Below are 16,985 nucleotides of genomic sequence, written 5' to 3' on the forward strand. Positions count from 1 at the left end.
AGTGCTCATGCGGCGCAACCTCACACTTGCGACTACCGAAAAAACTCCCCATAATCGGTAGTCGACCAGGGAGGTAGACATGTCGGTGGCCGCCGAGAAGGAGCAGACCGAGCGGCTGCTGGCCAACGTCGAGGCGATCGAGGAGGTCGCCGGCACGCTGCCCAGCGGCGCTCCCGGGCGCAGCAAGCTGTACGACGTGGCCGACAACCTGCTGGACAGCGCCATGCCGATCCGGCCGGTGGTGGCCGCCGACCTGCTGGAGCTGACCGAGAAGACGGTGCGGGCCTGGGCCAGCGAGGGTGTGCTGCTGGTCAGCGAGCAGGAGCCGACCATGCGACTGGAGCCACGCCGGGTGCACGAGGTGATGCACCTGGTCCGGGAGATCCGCCGCATCGGCCGCACCCGCGGGCTGCTCGACGAGGTGCACCGCCGGCTGAGCGACCAGGCGCTGCTGGAGCGCGTGGACCTGGCCGAGAGCCTGGACCAGGTGGTCCGGGGCGAGGGAACGGTCGTGCGCTCGGGGACGACGATCCCTGAGTGATCGAAGTAGTCGAGACCCGCGTCGCCTCGGCGCAGGCCGCGCTGCTGCGCGGACCGGCCCGCAAGGCCTACGAGTCCTTCCTGGACGAGCTCGCCCACCGCGGCTGCGCCGCCCTGGGCTACCGCGTCACCGGCCCCGCGCCGCTGCCCAGGCTGTGCGTGCGCCATCTCCGTGACAACGACCGGGTGGTGGTGGCCTTCGAGGGAGCCGGCCGGGCCTGGATCGTGCTCGTCGGCCCGCACGAGCAGACCGACCCCGGCCGCAACGTCTACGACGCCCTGTACGAGCTGGCCGGTACCTGGCCGACCGACAACACCCGCCGCACCAAGCCCAGCTGCTGCGACCCGAACACCGGCACCCCGCCCTCGGCCGAGGCCGAGGTGATCGACGACCTGGTCCGCCGGGCCCGCTCACTGGCCCGTGGCAGCCGTCGAATCTGGTGAATTAATTCGGGCCAATTCCGAGCATGCCGAAACGCGACCCAGGGCAGTTCTCCCCGAGTCGCGTCCCGTTTCCCGGAAGTGCAGTGCTCGCCGTACGTCAGTACGCGGCCGCCATGTTCCCGGTGCCGGCGACTCCACGCTCCCCGACATAGCGCGCGTCACCGAAGCCCAGGATCAGGAAACCGATGACGTTGAACAGCCAGAGGCCGACAACGCCGAACACCTTGCTCTTGCCGAAGTTGCGCGCCACGTCCATCGAGACGATGAGGTGCACGATGATGTTGACGATCGGGATCAGGTACAGCACCACCCACCAGCCCGGCCGGCCCGCGACCTTCATCAACAGGTAGATGTTGTACAGCGGGATGATCGCGCCCCAGCCGGGCAGGCCCGCCTTCGTGAACACGCGCCACAGGCCGACGATGGCGATGACACCGACAATAAGACCGCCGACAGAGGTACTGGTGGAGTCCATGACCCATCACTTTCTACACACAGGAAACAACAAACCGAACGCCGACGGGCGCCATCGCGACACCGGTTCGAAACAATTTCGAAACCCCGACACTTAATCGGCCACCGATCGACGGGAGGGGACATTAGCCGACACCCCCGTCCATTTCGCCCCGTTTCTACCCAGAGGTGCGATCAGGCAGCAACTCGTGTCCGTTCACGCCCACCGGGTATCCCTGTTTCACCGTTTGTTTCAGTGCCGCGACGGACGGCGACGGGAGCACCGCGCAACCGGCAGATGTCGAGACTCAAGTCTCAGGGCAGCGATGGGGCAGACACACTCAGCGTTGGCCCGATGTCACCAGCCGCGCCGGGCACATCCCCTGACCGGATTAACCACAGGTCAGGGGGTGGCGGGTCCTGGTGACGGAGAGTGCCCCCGATCGGACTCGAACCGACACTCTGACCCTTTTAAGGGGCCTGCCTCTGCCTATTGGGCTACGGGGGCGTGGGGAGCCTAAGCGGTCCGGCGGCCCAAGGTCAGGTACTTGCAGCCAATTGAGACCCTGTTCGCCCACCCGGCGGATCGTTCGGGCATCCGGTGGAGGTACACGGGCACCGGTCAGCGCCCCCGATCGGCGGCGAGCAGCTCGGCGAAACGCACGGCCACCCACTCGTGCACGGCGTCGGACACGTCGGTGCTGCCGGCGCGGTGCTCGAACCAGCGCCAGTCGCAGTTGACGTTGACCTCCAGGAAGACGTGCTCGCCGTCGACGACGAGCAGATCGAAGGCGGCGACCTGGAGCCGCCAGTGCCGGGCCAGGGCCAGCAGCCGGTCGGCCAGGGCGCACGGCACGTCGGTGGGCTTGACCGACACGTTGTCGGGGTCGACCCACAGCTGGGCCGGGTCGTATTTGTCGACCTGGAAGCCGATCAGGCGCTCCCCGACGACGAAGATCCGCAGCTCGGTGTCGGCGGCCAGGTACTGCTGCACGATCACCGGCGCGACCTCGGGCACGTCGCCGGCGCGGGCGGTGTCCAGCGGGCGTGGGAACAGGCCGTGCTGCACGCCGGGCCGAGGCTCGACGAGGTGCCGCCCGGACGTCTTGACGATGCACTGACCGCCGCCGGGTCTGCTCCGTCCGGGTTGGGTCGTCACGGCCGTCCTGGGCGTCCTCAGCCCGAAAGCGGCGGCATCGGCGAGCTGGGTGAGCCGGTTGAGGTGCCCGGTGGCCCGAGCCGGGTTCACATGGGCCCACTCGGTCCGCTCGGTGAGCCAGCCGGCCACGGTGGACCACTGGTCCAGCGCGTAGGCGCCGCTGATGGTCCGCGGGTCCACCGGCATGGCGGCCAGCTCGAAGTGGCGCCGCCAGACCAGCAGGGGCCGCAGCAGCCAGCGGTTGAGTTCCAGCAGCGGGGTGTCGGTGTAGATGGTCAACGCCAGGTCGAGGCAGCGGTCCACGTCGATGCGGGCCATCCGGATGCCCCGCTCGGCCAGGGCGATGGACAGCTCGTTCATCTCCATGTCGGCCGACCGGGCCAGCACCAGCACGCAGGGCGCGGGCTCGCCGCTGTCCTCGACCATGTCGAGGCGGTGGATCTGCTCCTGGAAGTCGAAACAGCCGCTGGGCGCGCGGAACACGTAGTCCTGGCCCTGCAGCAACAGAGGAGTCGGGCGGGCGGGGAGCATCGGCTGGGGCGGGCCGTCCGACTGGGCCCGCCCAGCGCCGATCATGCTCAGTCGTCCTTCTTGCTGCGGGAGATCCGCTCCGCGCGTGCGTACTCGGCAGCGAACTCCGCGAGCGCCTGGTCCTCGATCTCGCCGCTGCGCAGTTGCGCGGCCAGGTCCTCCATCGACATCGCGGTCACCTCTTTCCCCGAAGGCGCATCACACGTTCAGGCGATCCGCCCCGGGTAGTTTCGGGACCCGCCTAACGCAATGTCAAGACGACTGACACTGATCATAGCCCATTCGGCGGATCAAGCTCGGCGTGTCGTGCGCCGATGGGGAAATTCTCAGCTCTTCGTGACGCGATCGAACTCAGCCCGCGGGTCGTTGATCTGACCGAGGGACACGACCTCGCGCTTGAGCACCCACGAGCCGAGCCAGTCGAAGGCCACCCGCACCTTGCGGTTGAACGTGGGCATCCGGGACACGTGGTAGGCGCGGTGCATGCCCCACGCGACGAAGCCCTTGGCCTTGACCCCGTAGACGTCGGCCACACCCTTGTACAGGCCTAGGCTGGCCACCGAGCCCACGTACTTGTGCACGTACGGCTTCGGCTTGCGGCCCCGCAGCACCGACACGACGTTCTTGGCCAGCTGGTTGGCCTGGCGCACCGCGTGCTGCGCCGACGGGCTGCAGGTGGCGGCCGGGTCGACGTCGGTCTTGGACAGGTCCGGCACGGCCGCGTTGTCGCCGGCCGACCAGACGTTGTCCAGGCCCTGCACCTGCATGGTGGCCGTGCAGATCACCCGGCCGCGCTGGTCCAGCGGCAGGTCGGTCTCGGCCAGCACCGGGTTGGCCTTCACGCCCGCGGTCCAGATGATCGTGTCGCCGTCGTACTCGGTGCCGTCGTCGAGGACGACGTGGCCGTCCTCCATGGTCTTCACCCGGGTGTCCAGGTAGACCTCGATGCCCCGGGCCTCCAGCTCCTTGACCGTGTAGACGCCCAGGCTCTCGCGCACCTCGGGCATGATCCGGCCGGTCGCCTCGACCAGCACCCAGCGCATGTCGGCCGGGTCCAGGTTCTCGTAGTAGCGCAGCGCGTAGCGGGCCATGTCCTCCAGCTCGGCCAGCGCCTCGATGCCGGCGTAGCCGCCGCCGATCACGGTGAACGTGAGCAGCCGCTTGCGGATCTCAGGGTCGTCGGTGGTGGCGGCCAGGTCCAGCCGCGACAGCACGTGGTTGCGCAGGTAGATGGCCTCGCCGATGGTCTTGAAGGCGATGCCGCGGTCGGCCAGGCCGGGGATCGGCAGCGTGCGGGCGACCGAGCCGAGGGCGACGACCAGCACGTCGTAGGGGATCTCCTCGACGTGGCCGTCGGTCATCTCGACCGTCGCGACCTTGTCCGCGTCACTGATCTTGGTGACCCGGCCGGTGAGCACATGGCACTTGCGCAGCGTCCGGCGCAGCGGCACCACCACGTGGCGCGGCTCGATGGAGCCGGCGGCGGCCTCGGGCAGGAAGGGCTGGTAGGTCATGTGCGGCTGCGGATCGACAACCGTCACCGACGCCTCCCGGGACCGCAGTTTCTTCTGCAGCCCCAACGCGGTGTACATGCCGACGTAGCCACCGCCGACGATCAGGATCCTCGCGGGTTCCGACTTCACTGCCGCCATACGCGTAATGGTCGCACCCGTCGCCCTGGGCCGCTGCCCACAACGGGCCCGATGTGACGGCGATCCCTCGTGAGCATGATCACTGTCTGTTGCCGAGCTGCCGGACTTGACGGGTTCATCCCGGTTGGCCGAATCGGTTCACCGTCCGATCGGGTCAGAATCGGCGCACCCTATCGTCACTCTTGGTCATCCGCGACCGCTCGGGCCCGGCGAAACACGTCCCGGACCATCTCCTGCGTCAGCCGACCGGTGAAGGTGTTGTGCGGGCTGACGTGATAGCAGCCCAACAGGGTGAGCGGCGGGCCGCCGTCGGCCGCCGGCAGCACGACCTCGACGCCGTGCCCGAACACCGGCCGCGGCTTCGGCACCGTCCAGCCGGCCGCGCTCAGCACCGGCAGCAGCGCCTGCCAGCCGAACGCCCCGAGCACCACCACCGCCCGCAGCGTCGGCCGCAGCAACTCCAACTCGGTCGCCAGCCACGGCCGGCAGTTGTCCCGCTCCTCCGGCGTCGGCTTGTTCTCCGGCGGTGCGCAGCGGACCGGCGCCGCCATCCTCGTGTCGATCAATCGCATCCCGTCGTCCCGGGACACGGCCTGAGGCTGCGAGGCCAAGCCCACCGCGTGCAGCGCCTCGAACAGAAAGTCGCCGCTGCGGTCGCCGGTGAACATGCGCCCCGTCCGGTTCGAGCCGTGCGCCGCCGGCGCGAGGCCGATCACCGCTATCCGGGCGTCGGCCGGACCGAACCCCGGCACCGGCTTGGCCCAGTACTCCTCGGGCCGGGCCCGGCTCTGCGTCGCCGCAGCTTCGCGCCAGGCCACCAGCCGCGGGCACCGTCGACATCCGATGACCGCGTTGTCCAGATCTTGTAGATCCACGGTGGTTAGGGTTTCACCATGGCAGCCAACGACGAGCAGAAGCCCAGCGAAGATCCGACCGACGACCTGGTGAGCAGCCAGCACTCGATCACCGTCGACGGCCGGGAGCTGGCGTACACCGCGACCACCGGGCGGATCGTGCTGCGGCAGGAGAAGCACACCGACGGGGCCTTCGACGGCAACGTGGCCAAGGCCGAGGTGTTCCTCACCGCGTACACCCTCGACGGCGCCGAGGCCGCCGACCGCCCGGTGACGTTCGCGTTCAACGGCGGGCCGGGCTCGGCCAGCGTGTGGCTGCACCTCGGGCTGCTCGGGCCGCGCCGGGTGGTCAGCGGCGACGCCGGCGCGCCGGAGCCGCCGCCGTACGGGCTGGTCGACAACGCCGAGACGCTGCTGGCCGAGAGCGACCTGGTGTTCATCGACCCGGTGTCCACCGGCTACTCGCGGGCGGTCAAGGGCGGCAAGCCCGGCGACTTCCACGGCTTCGCCGCCGACATCGAGTACATCAGCGAGGTCATCCGGCTGTGGACCTCGCGCAACGACCGCTGGATGTCGCCCAAGTTCATCGCCGGCGAGTCCTACGGCACCACCCGCGGCGCGGCCATCGCCGAGCGGCTGCAGTCCAAGTACGGCATGTACTTCAACGGACTGATCCTCATCTCCACCGCGATGGACTTCAACGCCCTGGACTTCAGCGAGGGCAACGAACTCCCGTACGCGCTGTTCCTGCCGACCTACGCCGCCATCGCCCACTACCACGGCCTGCACGGCGATCGCCCGCTGGCCGAGGTGCTCGCCGAGGCCACCGCCTTCGCCTCGCGCGACTACATCTGGGCCCTGTACCAGGGAAACCGTCTCTCCACCGCAGATCGCCAGTCCACTGTGGACCGCCTGGCCGCGCTGACCGGCCTGTCGGCGGACTACGTCGACCGGGTCAACCTGCGCATCGAGCACATCCGCTTCTTCACCGAGCTGCTGCGCTCGCGGCGACTCACCGTCGGCCGCATCGACGGCCGGTTCACCGGATGGGAGGCCGACTACGGGCGTGAGCACTTCAGCAGCGACCCCTCCATCGACGCCATCACCGGTCCGTACGCCTCCGCGCTGAACCACTACCTGCGCGGGGAGCTCGGCTACCAGAACGACCTGCCCTACGAGGTCCTCTCCGACCGCGTGCGGCCCTGGTCCTACAAGGACTTCGAGAACGCCCACGTCACCGTGGCCGACAAGCTCGCCTCCGCCATGCGGACCAACCGCCACCTGCGCGTGCACATCGCCGCCGGCTACCACGACGGCGCCACCCCCTTCGCCGGCAGCGACTACGTCATCGCTCACCTGGCCATCCCCGAGGAGCTCCGGGCCAACATCGACCTCGCCTACTACGAGGCCGGCCACATGATGTACGTCCACGAGCCCAGCCGCCTCCAACAGTCCGCCGACCTCGCCGCCTTCATCCGCGCCTCCTCCCACCGCTAACCCCACCCCCATGTCAACCCCCTGATGCTTGGAAAGGACCATTCCTCACGTTCAACGTCAGGAATGGTCCTTTCACACAGCGCACGGCGGAACTGTCAGGGGTGCGCGGCAGCATCGACAGCATGAAGCGAGGAACTTGGGCCGCCCACACCGACGAGTTGGTTCGGGCAAGCCGCAACAGTGTCATCCGAGTCCAGAAGCTCCAGGCACTAGGCGTACCCGAGGGCACGTCGTACCGACGATGTCAGCCGGGCGGACCGTGGCGGTGGCTGTTGCCTGGCATCGTCCTCTTGTCCAACGCACAACCAACCAGGCGGCAACAAATCGAGGCTGCCCTACTCCATGGTGGACCTGAGGCGCTGCTCACCGGCTGCGAGGCCGTCCGCGAGCACGGGTTGAGACAGATCCCGGAGATCGACCGCATCCACATACTGGTGCCACAGGGCAGACACATCCGTAGCGCACGCTTTGTCGCTGTGGAGCGCACGATCCATATGCCTGAGGCCGTTCAGAGGCATGCCCTCCGTCTGGCGCCTCTTGATCGCGCGGTCCTTGACGCCGTCCGCCGATGGCGGAGAACCGATCCTGTTCGGGCCTTGCTGGCGGAAGCCGTTCAGCGCGGCCGCTGTCACCCTGGGCAGCTACTGGCCGAACTGGACAGCGGCAGTCGCCGCGGATCCGCTCTGCCGCGCCAGGTGCTTTCGGAGATCAACCAGGGAGCGCGCTCAGTCGCGGAGGCGATTGGCCTCAGGATCTGGCAGGCATCTGGTCTGCCTGCGGCTGTCTGGAACGCGCCCGTCGTCGACGGTGACGGTCGCTTCATCGCCGTTCCAGACGCCTGGTGCGACGAAGTCGCGATGGCATGGGAGATCGACTCGTTCGAGTGGCATTTCAATGCCCGCGGCTACGCCAGAACGGTGGCACGGAACACCAGGTACGCCGGGGCAGGGATCGTAGTGGTCCAGACGCTGCCGTCCCGCCTTCGCGACGATCCCGCCGGGGTGACCGCCGAACTGCGCGCCGCCTACCGGGCTGCCAGCACACGACCTCGGCCACCCGTCCGCTCAGTTCCCTCCAACGCCGCCTAGCCACACCCCATGTTGTGAAAGGACCATTCCTCTCACTGAACGCGAGGAATGGTCCTTTCCAAACAGTGAGGGGTTGACGAGGAGAGGGGGGCGGGGTTAGGGGGTGACCAGGGAGAGGGCGATGCCGTCGAGGATGTCTTTCTCGCTGACGGTGAGGTGGGTGATGCCGGCGTGCTCGGCGAGGTGGTCGGCCAGCACGCGGAGGATGATCGCGCCGCCGCCGATGACGTCGACGCGGCCGGGGTGGATGGTGGGGACGGCGGCCCGCTCGTCGTGGGTCATCGCCAGCAGCCGGTCGCTGACGGAGTGGATCTGGTCGGTGGACAGGGTGGAGAGGTGCGTGGCCAGCACGTCGTAGGACGGCAGGTCCTGGGCGACGGCGGACAGGGTGGTGACGGTGCCGGCGACGCCGATCCAGCTGCGGGCCTTGGCCACGGCGACGGCGTCGAAGGCGGTCTGCAGAACGGAGGCGGCGAGGTCGGAAGCCTCAGAGACCTCCGAGGCGGTGGGCGGGTCATCCCGAAGGCAGCGTTCGGTGATGCGGACGCAGCCGATGTCGACGGACTTGGCCGCCTCGACGCTGGAGTCGAGGGAGCCGAGCACGAGCTCGGTGGAGCCGCCGCCGATGTCGACGACCAGGAACGGCCCGTCGGCGGGGTCGCAGTCGCCGACGGCGCCGGTGAAGGAGAGCCGGGCCTCCTCGTCGCCGCTGATGATCTCGGCCTCGACGCCGAGGACCTCGCGGGTCATGGCGAAGAAGTCGTCCCGGTTGGCGGCGTCGCGGGTGGCGGAGGTGGCGACCATGCGCACGGCCTCGACGCCCTTGCGCCGCAACAGAGCCGTGTAGTCGACGAGGGCGGCACGGGTGCGGTCCAGCGCCTCGGGGGCGAGCCGGCCGGTGGCGTCCACGCCCTGCCCGAGACGCACGATGCGCATCTCGCGGTGGACGTCCCGGAGCGAACTCGATCCGTCGTCCTGAACGGTGACGTCCGCGATGAGCAGACGGATCGAGTTCGTCCCACAGTCGATGGCGGCCACCCGCGAGTGCTTCATGCCACCAAACTTAGCCCGTCAGCTGGTCTTGCTGGTGCTGCTGGGCGTCGTGGTGGTGGTCGGCGTCGGGCAGCCGGGCGGCACGGTCGTCGTGGTGGTCGGCGACGTGGTGCTGGTGGGCGTGGTCGACGGCGGCGTCGGGCACGTCGGCTTCGTGGTGGTGGTCGTCGTGGTCGTGCCGTCAGTGGTGGTCGTGGTGGTGGTCGTCGTCGTGGTCGACCCGGTGGTGGTGGTCGTCGTGGTCGTCGTCGACGTCGGGGTGGTCGTGGTCGTGGTGGTCGACGACGAGGTCGGGTCGGTGGGCGGCGGCGGGTTCGTCGTGGTGACCGTCTGCTTGGGCGGGTTGGTCTGGCCGACGAAGGGCGGCTTGGGTGTCGACTGGATCACCGGGACGCTGGTGTTGTTCGGCAGCGTCTCCACGCCGGTGGCGTACGAGGCGGCCCACGCCAGCACGTTGGCCACGTAGGCGTCGGAGTGGTTGTAGCCGAACACGGCGGCGGCCCGCTGCGCCGGATTGCGCATGTCCCCGCCGCTGGCGCACAGGTAGTTCGCGGCCGCGTAGGCGGAGTCGTAGATGTTGTTCGGGTTCGCGCTGCCGTAGGACTTGGCGTTGGAGATGGCCGCGTACTGGGCCCACGTGGACGGGATGAACTGCATGGGACCGACGGCCTGGTCGTAGACCGGGTTGGTGTCCCACTTGCCGCCGTCGGTGTCGTAGATCAGGGCGAAGCCGCCGCTGCCGTCGAGCACCGGCCCGAGAATGGGCGCGAGCGTGTTGCCCTGGCCGTCCACGGCGCCGCCGCGGGCGTGGTTGGACTCGATGCGGCCGATGCCGGCCAGCAGCGGCCAGTCCATGTGGCAGTTGGGGTTGTGCGCGGCCTCGAGCTTCTCGGCCCGCTGGTAGGCGGCCAGCGCGGCGCCGGGGATGCCGAGGGGGCCGTTGGGCAGACCTAAGGCGTCGGACGCGTCGGTGTTGGCGGGCGTGCCGAGCTGGGTCTGCGGGCCGGGGTTGAGGTTCTGCGGTAGCTGGCCGGTCGCGCCCAGCGGGTTGCGCGGCTGGGGCTGGTTGATCGGCGTCGTGTGCGCGGTGTTGACCCACGCGAACGCGGCGTCCCCGGCGAGCACCATGGGGGCGAGCATCGCGGTCACGGTCACGGCTGCTCGCCATCGCCGCTGGGGTGCGACTCGCGCGGGCTTGGGAGTCCGGGCTCTGACGCTGTGCACACCCACGCGGATCCACGCTCCTCGTCTCGACCACATGACCCAGATGCGATCGTCGCCTACACGCCGTTAGCTCACAGTCAGCCTGCTACACACCCGTCCAGGTGTCACTGCGTAGAGGGAGATTTGCACCTCGGGGACGGCAGAGTAGCCCAAATGGTAGACACAGAGTCACCAAAGATGTCACTGACGTACAGATCCCGGCCTCTTGACGTCAGGCGCAGTCGCCGGCCGGCCAGTCCCCGGCCAGGGCCGCCAGGGCCTCGTCGCCGAACGGGTTGACCCCGGGCCCGCACGCCAGCGCATGGGCGATGTGCACGTGCAGGCACTTGACCCGGCCGGGCATGCCGCCGGCGCTCACCTCGGTGCCCAGCGAGTCGATGGCGTCGCGTTCGGCCAGGTAGGAGCGGTGCGCGGCCAGGTACTGGGCGGCCAGCTCCTCGTCCTCGGCCAGCCGCGCGGTCTGTTCCTTCATCATCCCGGCCGCCTCCAGCCGGCTGGCCAGCGAGGTCAGCCGGGGGCAGGTCAGGTAGTACAGCGTCGGGAACGGCGTGCCGTCCTCCAGCCGCGGCGCGGTCTGCACGACCGAGGGATGGCCGCTGGGACAGCGGTGGGCCACCGCCCGCAGCGCGCGCGGCGCGCGACCGAGCTGCTGGGCGATCACCTCGCGGTCCTCGTCGGTGATCGGTTCCCTGACGCCCGCGGTCACGAGCCACTCCCGGTGATCGAATTCCACAACTGGCCGAACCAGGGCTGGTTGGCCGCCTGCTGCTGCGGCGACCCGTGCTGGTCGGCCAGCTGCCCGTCGCCGGGCAGCTGGACGGTGTACGGCGTCTCCCCCGGCATCACCATGCCGAGCCGGCTGCGGGCCTCGGCCTGGATCTGTGCGGGGTCGGACAACTGCTGCTTGCGCTGCTCCAGCTGCTCGGCCTGGGCCTGGAGCTGGGCCTGCTGGGCCAGCTCCTGCTCGACCTGGGCGTGCTGGGTCAGGTAGGTGCGCAGCGGCACGGCGATGGACAGCGCCAGCGCGCAGACCACCATCGCCAGCACCGCGGCCTGCCGGGTGGCCGACAGCCCGAACGCGCCGCCGGTGCGGGCCCGGTCGGCGGTGCGCCGCGTCCGGGCCGGCCGCGGCGGCGACTCCTGCTCGGAGCCGGCCGGGCGGGCCGTGCGCCGGGCGCGGTCGGAACCGCGACGCTGGCCGGAGGTGGTGTCCTGCCTGCGCCGCGGCTGCCGACCGCGCTCGGGCATGCCGTCAGGCCTCCGCGCTGAACCGCGGGAAGGCCAGCTCGCCGGCGTAGCGGGCGGCGTCACCGAGGGTCTCCTCGATGCGCAGCAGCTGGTTGTACTTGGCGGTGCGCTCGCCGCGGGCCGGCGCGCCGGTCTTGATCTGGCCGACGCCGGTGGCCACGGCCAGGTCGGCGATGGTGGTGTCCTCGGTCTCGCCGGACCGGTGGCTCATCATCGACCGGTAGCCGTAGGAGGTGGCCAGCGCGACCGCGTCCAGCGTCTCGGACAGCGTGCCGATCTGGTTGACCTTCACCAGCAGCGCGTTGGCGGCGCGGCGGGAGATGCCCTCCTCCAGCCGCTCCGGGTTGGTGACGAACAGGTCGTCGCCGACGATCTGGACCTTGTCGCCCAGCTCGGCGGTCAGCTGCACCCAGCCGTCCCAGTCGTCCTCGGACAGCGGGTCCTCGATGGACACCATCGGGTACGAGGAGACCAGCTCGCTGTAGTACGCGGTCATCTGCTCCGCGCTGCGCTTGCTCTGCTCGAAGGTGTACGCGCCGTCCGAGTAGAACTCGGTGGCGGCCACGTCCAGGGCCAGCGCCACGTCGCGGCCCAGCTTGTAGCCGGCCTTCTCGACGGCCACCGCGATCAGGTCCAGCGCCTCACGGTTGCTGGACAGGTTGGGTGCGAAGCCGCCCTCGTCGCCGAGGCCGGTGGCCAGGCCCTTGCTCTTCAGCACGGACTTGAGGGCGTGGTAGACCTCGACGCCCCAGCGCAGGCCCTCGCGGAAGGACTCGGCGCCGATCGGGGCGATCATGAACTCCTGGATGTCCACGTCGGTGTCCGCGTGCGAACCGCCGTTGAGGATGTTCAGCATCGGCACCGGCAGAATGTGCGCGTTGGGGCCGCCCAGGTAGCGGAACAACTCCAGCCCGCTGGACTCGGCGGCGGCCTTGGCCACCGCCAGCGAGACGCCGAGGATGGCGTTCGCGCCCAGGCGCCCCTTGTCCGGGGTGCCGTCCAGGTCGACCAGCTTCTGGTCCACCACCCGCTGCTCGACGGCCTCGATGCCGACCAGCTCGGGCCCGATCTCGTCGAGGACGGCGGTGACGGCCTTCTCCACGCCCTTGCCGTTGTACCGGGTCGTGTCGCCGTCGCGCAGCTCGACGGCCTCGTGCTCACCGGTCGACGCGCCGGAGGGCACCGCGGCCCGGGCCAGCGTGCCGTCGTCCAGCGCGACCTCTACCTCGACGGTCGGGTTGCCTCGCGAGTCCAGGATCTCGCGCGCGCCGACCTGCTCGATGACCGCCACAACAGCTCCTATCCAGCGTTCAGGGACTCATCCCGCAACCAGCCTAGCCGGGTGGACTGATCACCCGGAGGCGGCACGCTCACGTGCCGAAACGAGAGCGTAATCATTCTGAATCGAGGGAGAAAGGGGTGAGCTTGCCGAGCACGTCGGGCAGCTGTCCGGTATGGAGCACCCCGAGCCTCCTGGTGGCCCTGGTCATCGCCACGTACAGGTCGTTCGCGCCGCGCGGCGACTCGGTCAGCAGCAGGCCCGGCTCGACCAGCAGCACCGAGTCGAACTCCAGACCCTTGGCCTGGCCGACGGTCAGCACCACCACCGGGCTCTCCAGGTCGTCCCCGCCGACCGGGAACTCGCCGGCCAGCGAACGCGGCACCAGCACCGCGAGCCGGCCGTCGTCCAGCCGCGCCACCTCGCGCTCGACCGCCTTGGCCACCGCGTCCTTGAGGGCGTCGGCGGTGACTTCCTCGTGCCAGGGCGGCAGTCCCGAGTCGCGGACCGAGCTCGGCGGCACCGCGTCCGGATCCAGGCTGGCCAGCACGTCGGTGGCCACGGCCATGATCTCGGCCGGGGTCCGGTAGTTCACGGTGAGCTCGGCCAGCCGCCACCGCTCGGCCACGTACGGGCTGAGCACCTGACCCCACGACGTGGTGCCGGCCAGGTCACCGGTCTGCGCGATGTCGCCGACCACGGTCATGGACCGGCTGGGGCAGCGGCGCATCAGCACCCGCCAGGCCATCTCCGACAGCTCCTGCGCCTCGTCCACGATCACGTGGCCGAAGGTCCAGGTCCGGTCGTCGGCGGCGCGCTCGGCGGCGGTCAGGTAGTCGCTCTGCGCCACGCGGGCGACCAGGGCGTCGGCGTTCAGCATGTCCACGGCCATCAGCACGTCGGGGTCGGACTCGTCCTGGAGGTCCAGGATGTCCAGCACGCCCTGGGCGTAGGCCAGATCCTGCCGGCGCTTGGCCGCGGCGGCGGCCTTGAGGGCGCGGTCGTCCTCGCCCAGCAACTCGGCCGCCTCGTCCAGCAACGGAGCGTCGGCCGGCGTCCACTCCGCGCCGGGGTCGCGGCGCAGCAGCATCCGCTCCTGCGGGGTCAGCGCGCGGCCGGCGGCGTTGAGCCGCTTCTCGGACGCGTACAGGTCGGTGAGCAACTGCTCCGGGGTCAGGATCGGCCACAGCTTGTCGATGGCGCCCATCACCCGGTCGTCCTCGCGGAGCTCGGCGCGGATGTCGGCGACGTCGTCGGCGTCCAGGAACTGCGAGCCGAGCCGGTTGGCCACCAGCCGGGCCAGTGCGCCGATGATCTCCCGCTCGAACACCGGCCGGGCCGCGTTGTGCGGGCGGCGCGAGCGCCGGGCCCGGCCGCGGGCGTCGGCCAGGGTCTTGCGGTCCAGCACCAGCGTGTCGCGCTCGTGCGGGATCTCGATGCCGTCGCGCGGCACCCACTGCCGGTCCCGCACCGCGGCGGCCAGCACGTCGGCCATGGCCAGCCGGCCCTTGACCGCGCTGACCTCGACCGGCTCGGCGCCGACGGCCTTGAGCCCCGGGTAGAGCTCGCCGACGGTGTTGAGCAGCACGCCGGTCTCGCCCAGCGACGGCAGCACCTGGCTGATGTAGTTGAGGAAGGTGGAGTTGGGGCCGACCACGAGCACACCGCGCTTCTCCAGCTGGCGGCGGTGGGTGTAGAGCAGGTAGGCGGCGCGGTGCAGGGCCACCGCGGTCTTGCCGGTGCCCGGACCGCCCTGCACGACCAGCACGCCGTTCAGCTCGGACCGGATGATCTTGTCCTGCTCGGCCTGGATGGTGGCGACGATGTCGCTCATCCGCCCGGTGCGGCTGGCGCCGACCGCCGCCAGCAGGGTCGCCTCGCCGACCAGGCCCTCGTTGCGGCCCGGCACCGCCTGGGCCAGGTCCAGCACCTCGTCGTCGAGGCCGACGACGTCGCGGCGGCGGGTGCGGATGTGCCGGCGGCGGGTCACGCCGTCCGGCGAGGCAGCCGTGGCGAGGTAGAACGGACGGGCGGCGGGCGCCCGCCAGTCCATCAGCAGCGGCTCGTAGTCCCCCTCGGTGCGGAAGATGCCGATTCGCCCGATGTGCTGATGCTCGCCGTCCTCGAAATCCAGCCGGCCGAAACACAGGCCGTTCTCGACCGCGCTGTACTGGGCCAGATCGCTCGAGTGCATCGCCGTCGCGGTGTCCCGCTCGGATCGGGCCTGCGGCGTGCCGCCCGATTCCAGCAGCACCCGGGCCAGCCGGCGCGACGTCTGTTCCCGGAGGTCGTCGAGCCGACCGTAGAGCATCGACACGTATTCCTGCTCACGGCCGATTTCCTCGGTGTCGGGAATACTCGCAGGGCTTGACAACTGTCCTCACTCACCGTTATTCTCTGGCCTAGCCACGTTTTTCGTGTTGCATATCCGTGTGTTCAGACCGGTAAATCTATCAAACCGCTGGTCGCGCGCGCCACCTGTCGCCGGTGTTGTGCCCGGATGGTCCATCGAACTCACAGCCGATCTTGCGTACTGTGGGAACGACCATGAGCGACAGCACCTTCGAGGCGTTCCGACGGGCCGAGGCGCTGGTGTCGAACGGCCGTCCGCTGGACGCGCTGCGCGAGCTGCGCCCGGTGCTCGACGCCGAGCCCGACCTGCCGAGCGTGGTGCAGCTCGCGGGCCGCGCCTACCTCAACTCCGCCCAGTTCCGGCGGGCCGAAGAGGCCTTCAGCCGGCTCATCGAGATGGACCCCAGCGACCACTACTCGCTGTTCGCGCTGGGCAAGACCCTGCAACGGCAGGGCCGGTTCAGCGAGGCGATCACCAAGCTGCGGCTGGCCGTGGCCATGAGCCCGCTGCCCGAGTACCAGGAAGCCCTGGGCGAGGTCAGCGCCCGGCTGGCGCTGGGCCGCGGCGACGCGCAGGCCGGCAACTAGGTTTGCGTGTCTCCAAGACACCCAAACCACACCGACTCGGGTCTTCAACGACCGCAAACCCCCGGGCCTGTTCAGCGCGTTTGTCGTGGTTGGAGACGCCCTTGCCAGGGGTTTGTAGGTCTTGGAGACTCCCAAACCGTTAGAGGCCCTGGCCGAGGCTGACCTTGCCGTAGGCGTCGGCGTTGCTGAAGACCTCCTGGCCGTAGGCCGTGGAGTTGTTGTACGCCAGCACCCCGTCCCACCAGTCCTTCGGCACGGCCAGGTCGCCGCCCATCGCGCACAGGTAGCGGCCCGCGGTCATCGCGGCGTCGTCGATGTTCTGCGGGTCGGGGGCCTTGCCGTCGCCGCTGGCTCGCACGCCCCAGCGGTGCCAGGTGGCCGGCGCGAACTGCATGGGGCCGACGGCGTGGTCCCACTTGGTGTCCCCGTCCAGCGCGCCCTTGTCGGTGTCGGGCACGGCCAGGAAGCCGGGTGAGCCGTCCAGCGCCGGGCCGATGATCGGCTTGGACTCCTCGCCGCTGTCCAGCACGGTGGCCCCGCCGTAGCGGCCGTGCTTGGACTCGACCCGGCCGACGCCGGCCAGCGTGGCCCAGGTGAGGTGGCAGGCCGGGTTCTTGGCCTGGTAGGCCAGGTCGGCGTTGGCGTAGGCGACCAGCACCCGCTCGGGCACGTCCGTGTAGTAGGAGACCCGCTTGATCCAGCCCTGGAAGTTCTCCTGCGGCACCTTGGTCTGGGCGGCCGGCACCGGGGTGGCCGGGCCGGGAATGGCCGAGCCCCTGGCCACCCCCAGCGGCGGCACCTCGAACGGCGGCGGGCCGGACGGCCCGGACGGGGCCGGCGGCGCGGGGTGGCTCAGCCAGTTCACGGCGTAGATCGCGCCGGCCCCCAACGCCAGCACCAGCGCGATCAGGAAGACCTTGCCGAACAGCTCCCCGCCCCGGCCCCGTCGGGGCGGGCGCGGTCTCGGCGTGGATGGCGACTCGGCCGGCGAGCGCGGAGGGGTCGAGTAGGCCATGCGCCCCA

General features: G+C 70.0%; 17 protein-coding genes and 1 tRNA gene. 5 read left to right on the top strand and 13 right to left on the bottom strand.

Translation table 11 applies throughout. The features are described from left to right. The first annotated feature begins 79 nt into the window (after positions 1 to 79). Entirely contained in the window at positions 80 to 541 is a 462-nt protein-coding gene (locus tag JJ691_RS34720; RefSeq protein WP_211763788.1) for a hypothetical protein, read from the top strand. Continuing rightward, positions 538 to 984: a hypothetical protein gene (locus JJ691_RS34725; RefSeq protein ID WP_211763789.1), complete on the top strand. Its 447-nt coding sequence runs from the start codon at positions 538 to 540 to the stop codon at positions 982 to 984. The genes JJ691_RS34720 and JJ691_RS34725 overlap by 4 nt, the downstream gene beginning before the upstream one ends. Before the next feature lie 97 nt (positions 985 to 1,081). Here the strand turns inward: JJ691_RS34725 and JJ691_RS34730 are convergent, their stop codons facing one another. The 6 genes from JJ691_RS34730 to JJ691_RS52635 all read right to left on the bottom strand — a co-directional run bounded on the left by JJ691_RS34730 (position 1,082) and on the right by JJ691_RS52635 (position 5,654). Further along, the gene (locus tag JJ691_RS34730) at positions 1,082 to 1,459 is read right to left on the bottom strand and encodes a DUF5684 domain-containing protein (protein ID WP_211763790.1); all 378 of its coding nucleotides are present in this window, start codon (positions 1,457 to 1,459) and stop codon (positions 1,082 to 1,084) included. Positions 1,460 to 1,871: 412 nt separating this feature from the next. After that, a tRNA-Leu gene (locus tag JJ691_RS34735) sits at positions 1,872 to 1,945 on the bottom strand. A 114-nt stretch (positions 1,946 to 2,059) separates the two neighbouring features. Further along, the gene (locus tag JJ691_RS34740; RefSeq protein WP_249227202.1) at positions 2,060 to 3,172 is read right to left on the bottom strand and encodes an ATP-grasp domain-containing protein; all 1,113 of its coding nucleotides are present in this window, start codon (positions 3,170 to 3,172) and stop codon (positions 2,060 to 2,062) included. A gap of 2 nt (positions 3,173 to 3,174) precedes the next feature. Further along, the gene (locus tag JJ691_RS52980; protein WP_255360895.1) at positions 3,175 to 3,297 is read right to left on the bottom strand and encodes a hypothetical protein; all 123 of its coding nucleotides are present in this window, start codon (positions 3,295 to 3,297) and stop codon (positions 3,175 to 3,177) included. A gap of 156 nt (positions 3,298 to 3,453) precedes the next feature. Beyond that, positions 3,454 to 4,779 carry an NAD(P)/FAD-dependent oxidoreductase gene (locus JJ691_RS34745; protein WP_211763791.1) on the bottom strand — a complete coding sequence of 442 codons (1,326 nt, stop codon included), beginning with the start codon at positions 4,777 to 4,779 and terminating at the stop codon, positions 3,454 to 3,456. Positions 4,780 to 4,955: 176 nt separating this feature from the next. Beyond that, positions 4,956 to 5,654, bottom strand: coding sequence for a uracil-DNA glycosylase (locus JJ691_RS52635; RefSeq protein ID WP_249227203.1), 699 nt, complete (start codon positions 5,652 to 5,654; stop codon positions 4,956 to 4,958). Between the two features lie 18 nt (positions 5,655 to 5,672). Between JJ691_RS52635 and JJ691_RS52640 the strand changes: the two genes are divergently transcribed. Beyond that, entirely contained in the window at positions 5,673 to 7,130 is a 1,458-nt protein-coding gene (locus JJ691_RS52640) for a S10 family peptidase (RefSeq protein ID WP_249227204.1), read from the top strand. Positions 7,131 to 7,231: 101 nt separating this feature from the next. Next, entirely contained in the window at positions 7,232 to 8,218 is a 987-nt protein-coding gene (locus tag JJ691_RS34755) for a hypothetical protein (protein WP_306291325.1), read from the top strand. A 96-nt stretch (positions 8,219 to 8,314) separates the two neighbouring features. On the opposite strand, the gene JJ691_RS34760 is transcribed toward JJ691_RS34755, so the two are convergent. The 6 genes from JJ691_RS34760 to JJ691_RS34785 form a co-directional block, all read right to left on the bottom strand. Beyond that, positions 8,315 to 9,271: a Ppx/GppA phosphatase family protein gene (locus JJ691_RS34760; protein WP_211763792.1), complete on the bottom strand. Its 957-nt coding sequence runs from the start codon at positions 9,269 to 9,271 to the stop codon at positions 8,315 to 8,317. A gap of 18 nt (positions 9,272 to 9,289) precedes the next feature. After that, on the bottom strand, positions 9,290 to 10,426 hold the full coding sequence (locus JJ691_RS34765; protein ID WP_211763793.1) for a lytic transglycosylase domain-containing protein: 1,137 nt from the start codon (positions 10,424 to 10,426) through the stop codon (positions 9,290 to 9,292). Positions 10,427 to 10,706: 280 nt separating this feature from the next. Next, positions 10,707 to 11,177, bottom strand: a complete 471-nt coding sequence (locus JJ691_RS34770) for a DUF501 domain-containing protein (protein WP_211771889.1) — start codon at positions 11,175 to 11,177, stop codon at positions 10,707 to 10,709. A gap of 20 nt (positions 11,178 to 11,197) precedes the next feature. After that, positions 11,198 to 11,743, bottom strand: coding sequence for an FtsB family cell division protein (locus tag JJ691_RS34775; protein WP_211763794.1), 546 nt, complete (start codon positions 11,741 to 11,743; stop codon positions 11,198 to 11,200). Positions 11,744 to 11,747: 4 nt separating this feature from the next. Continuing rightward, positions 11,748 to 13,034, bottom strand: a complete 1,287-nt coding sequence (gene eno / locus JJ691_RS34780; RefSeq protein ID WP_211763795.1) for a phosphopyruvate hydratase — start codon at positions 13,032 to 13,034, stop codon at positions 11,748 to 11,750. A gap of 103 nt (positions 13,035 to 13,137) precedes the next feature. Then, positions 13,138 to 15,396, bottom strand: coding sequence for a HelD family protein (locus tag JJ691_RS34785; protein ID WP_442912499.1), 2,259 nt, complete (start codon positions 15,394 to 15,396; stop codon positions 13,138 to 13,140). A gap of 173 nt (positions 15,397 to 15,569) precedes the next feature. Here JJ691_RS34785 and JJ691_RS34790 point away from each other — a divergent pair, with 173 nt between their 5' ends. After that, positions 15,570 to 15,962: a tetratricopeptide repeat protein gene (locus tag JJ691_RS34790; RefSeq protein ID WP_211763796.1), complete on the top strand. Its 393-nt coding sequence runs from the start codon at positions 15,570 to 15,572 to the stop codon at positions 15,960 to 15,962. A gap of 139 nt (positions 15,963 to 16,101) precedes the next feature. Here JJ691_RS34790 and JJ691_RS34795 read toward each other — a convergent pair whose 3' ends face one another. After that, positions 16,102 to 16,977 carry a murein transglycosylase gene (locus tag JJ691_RS34795; RefSeq protein WP_211763797.1) on the bottom strand — a complete coding sequence of 292 codons (876 nt, stop codon included), beginning with the start codon at positions 16,975 to 16,977 and terminating at the stop codon, positions 16,102 to 16,104. Between the last annotated feature and the right edge of the window lie 8 nt (positions 16,978 to 16,985).

It is taken from the genome of Kutzneria sp. CA-103260 (assembly GCF_018263855.1).
Lineage (GTDB): Bacteria > Actinomycetota > Actinomycetes > Mycobacteriales > Pseudonocardiaceae > Kutzneria.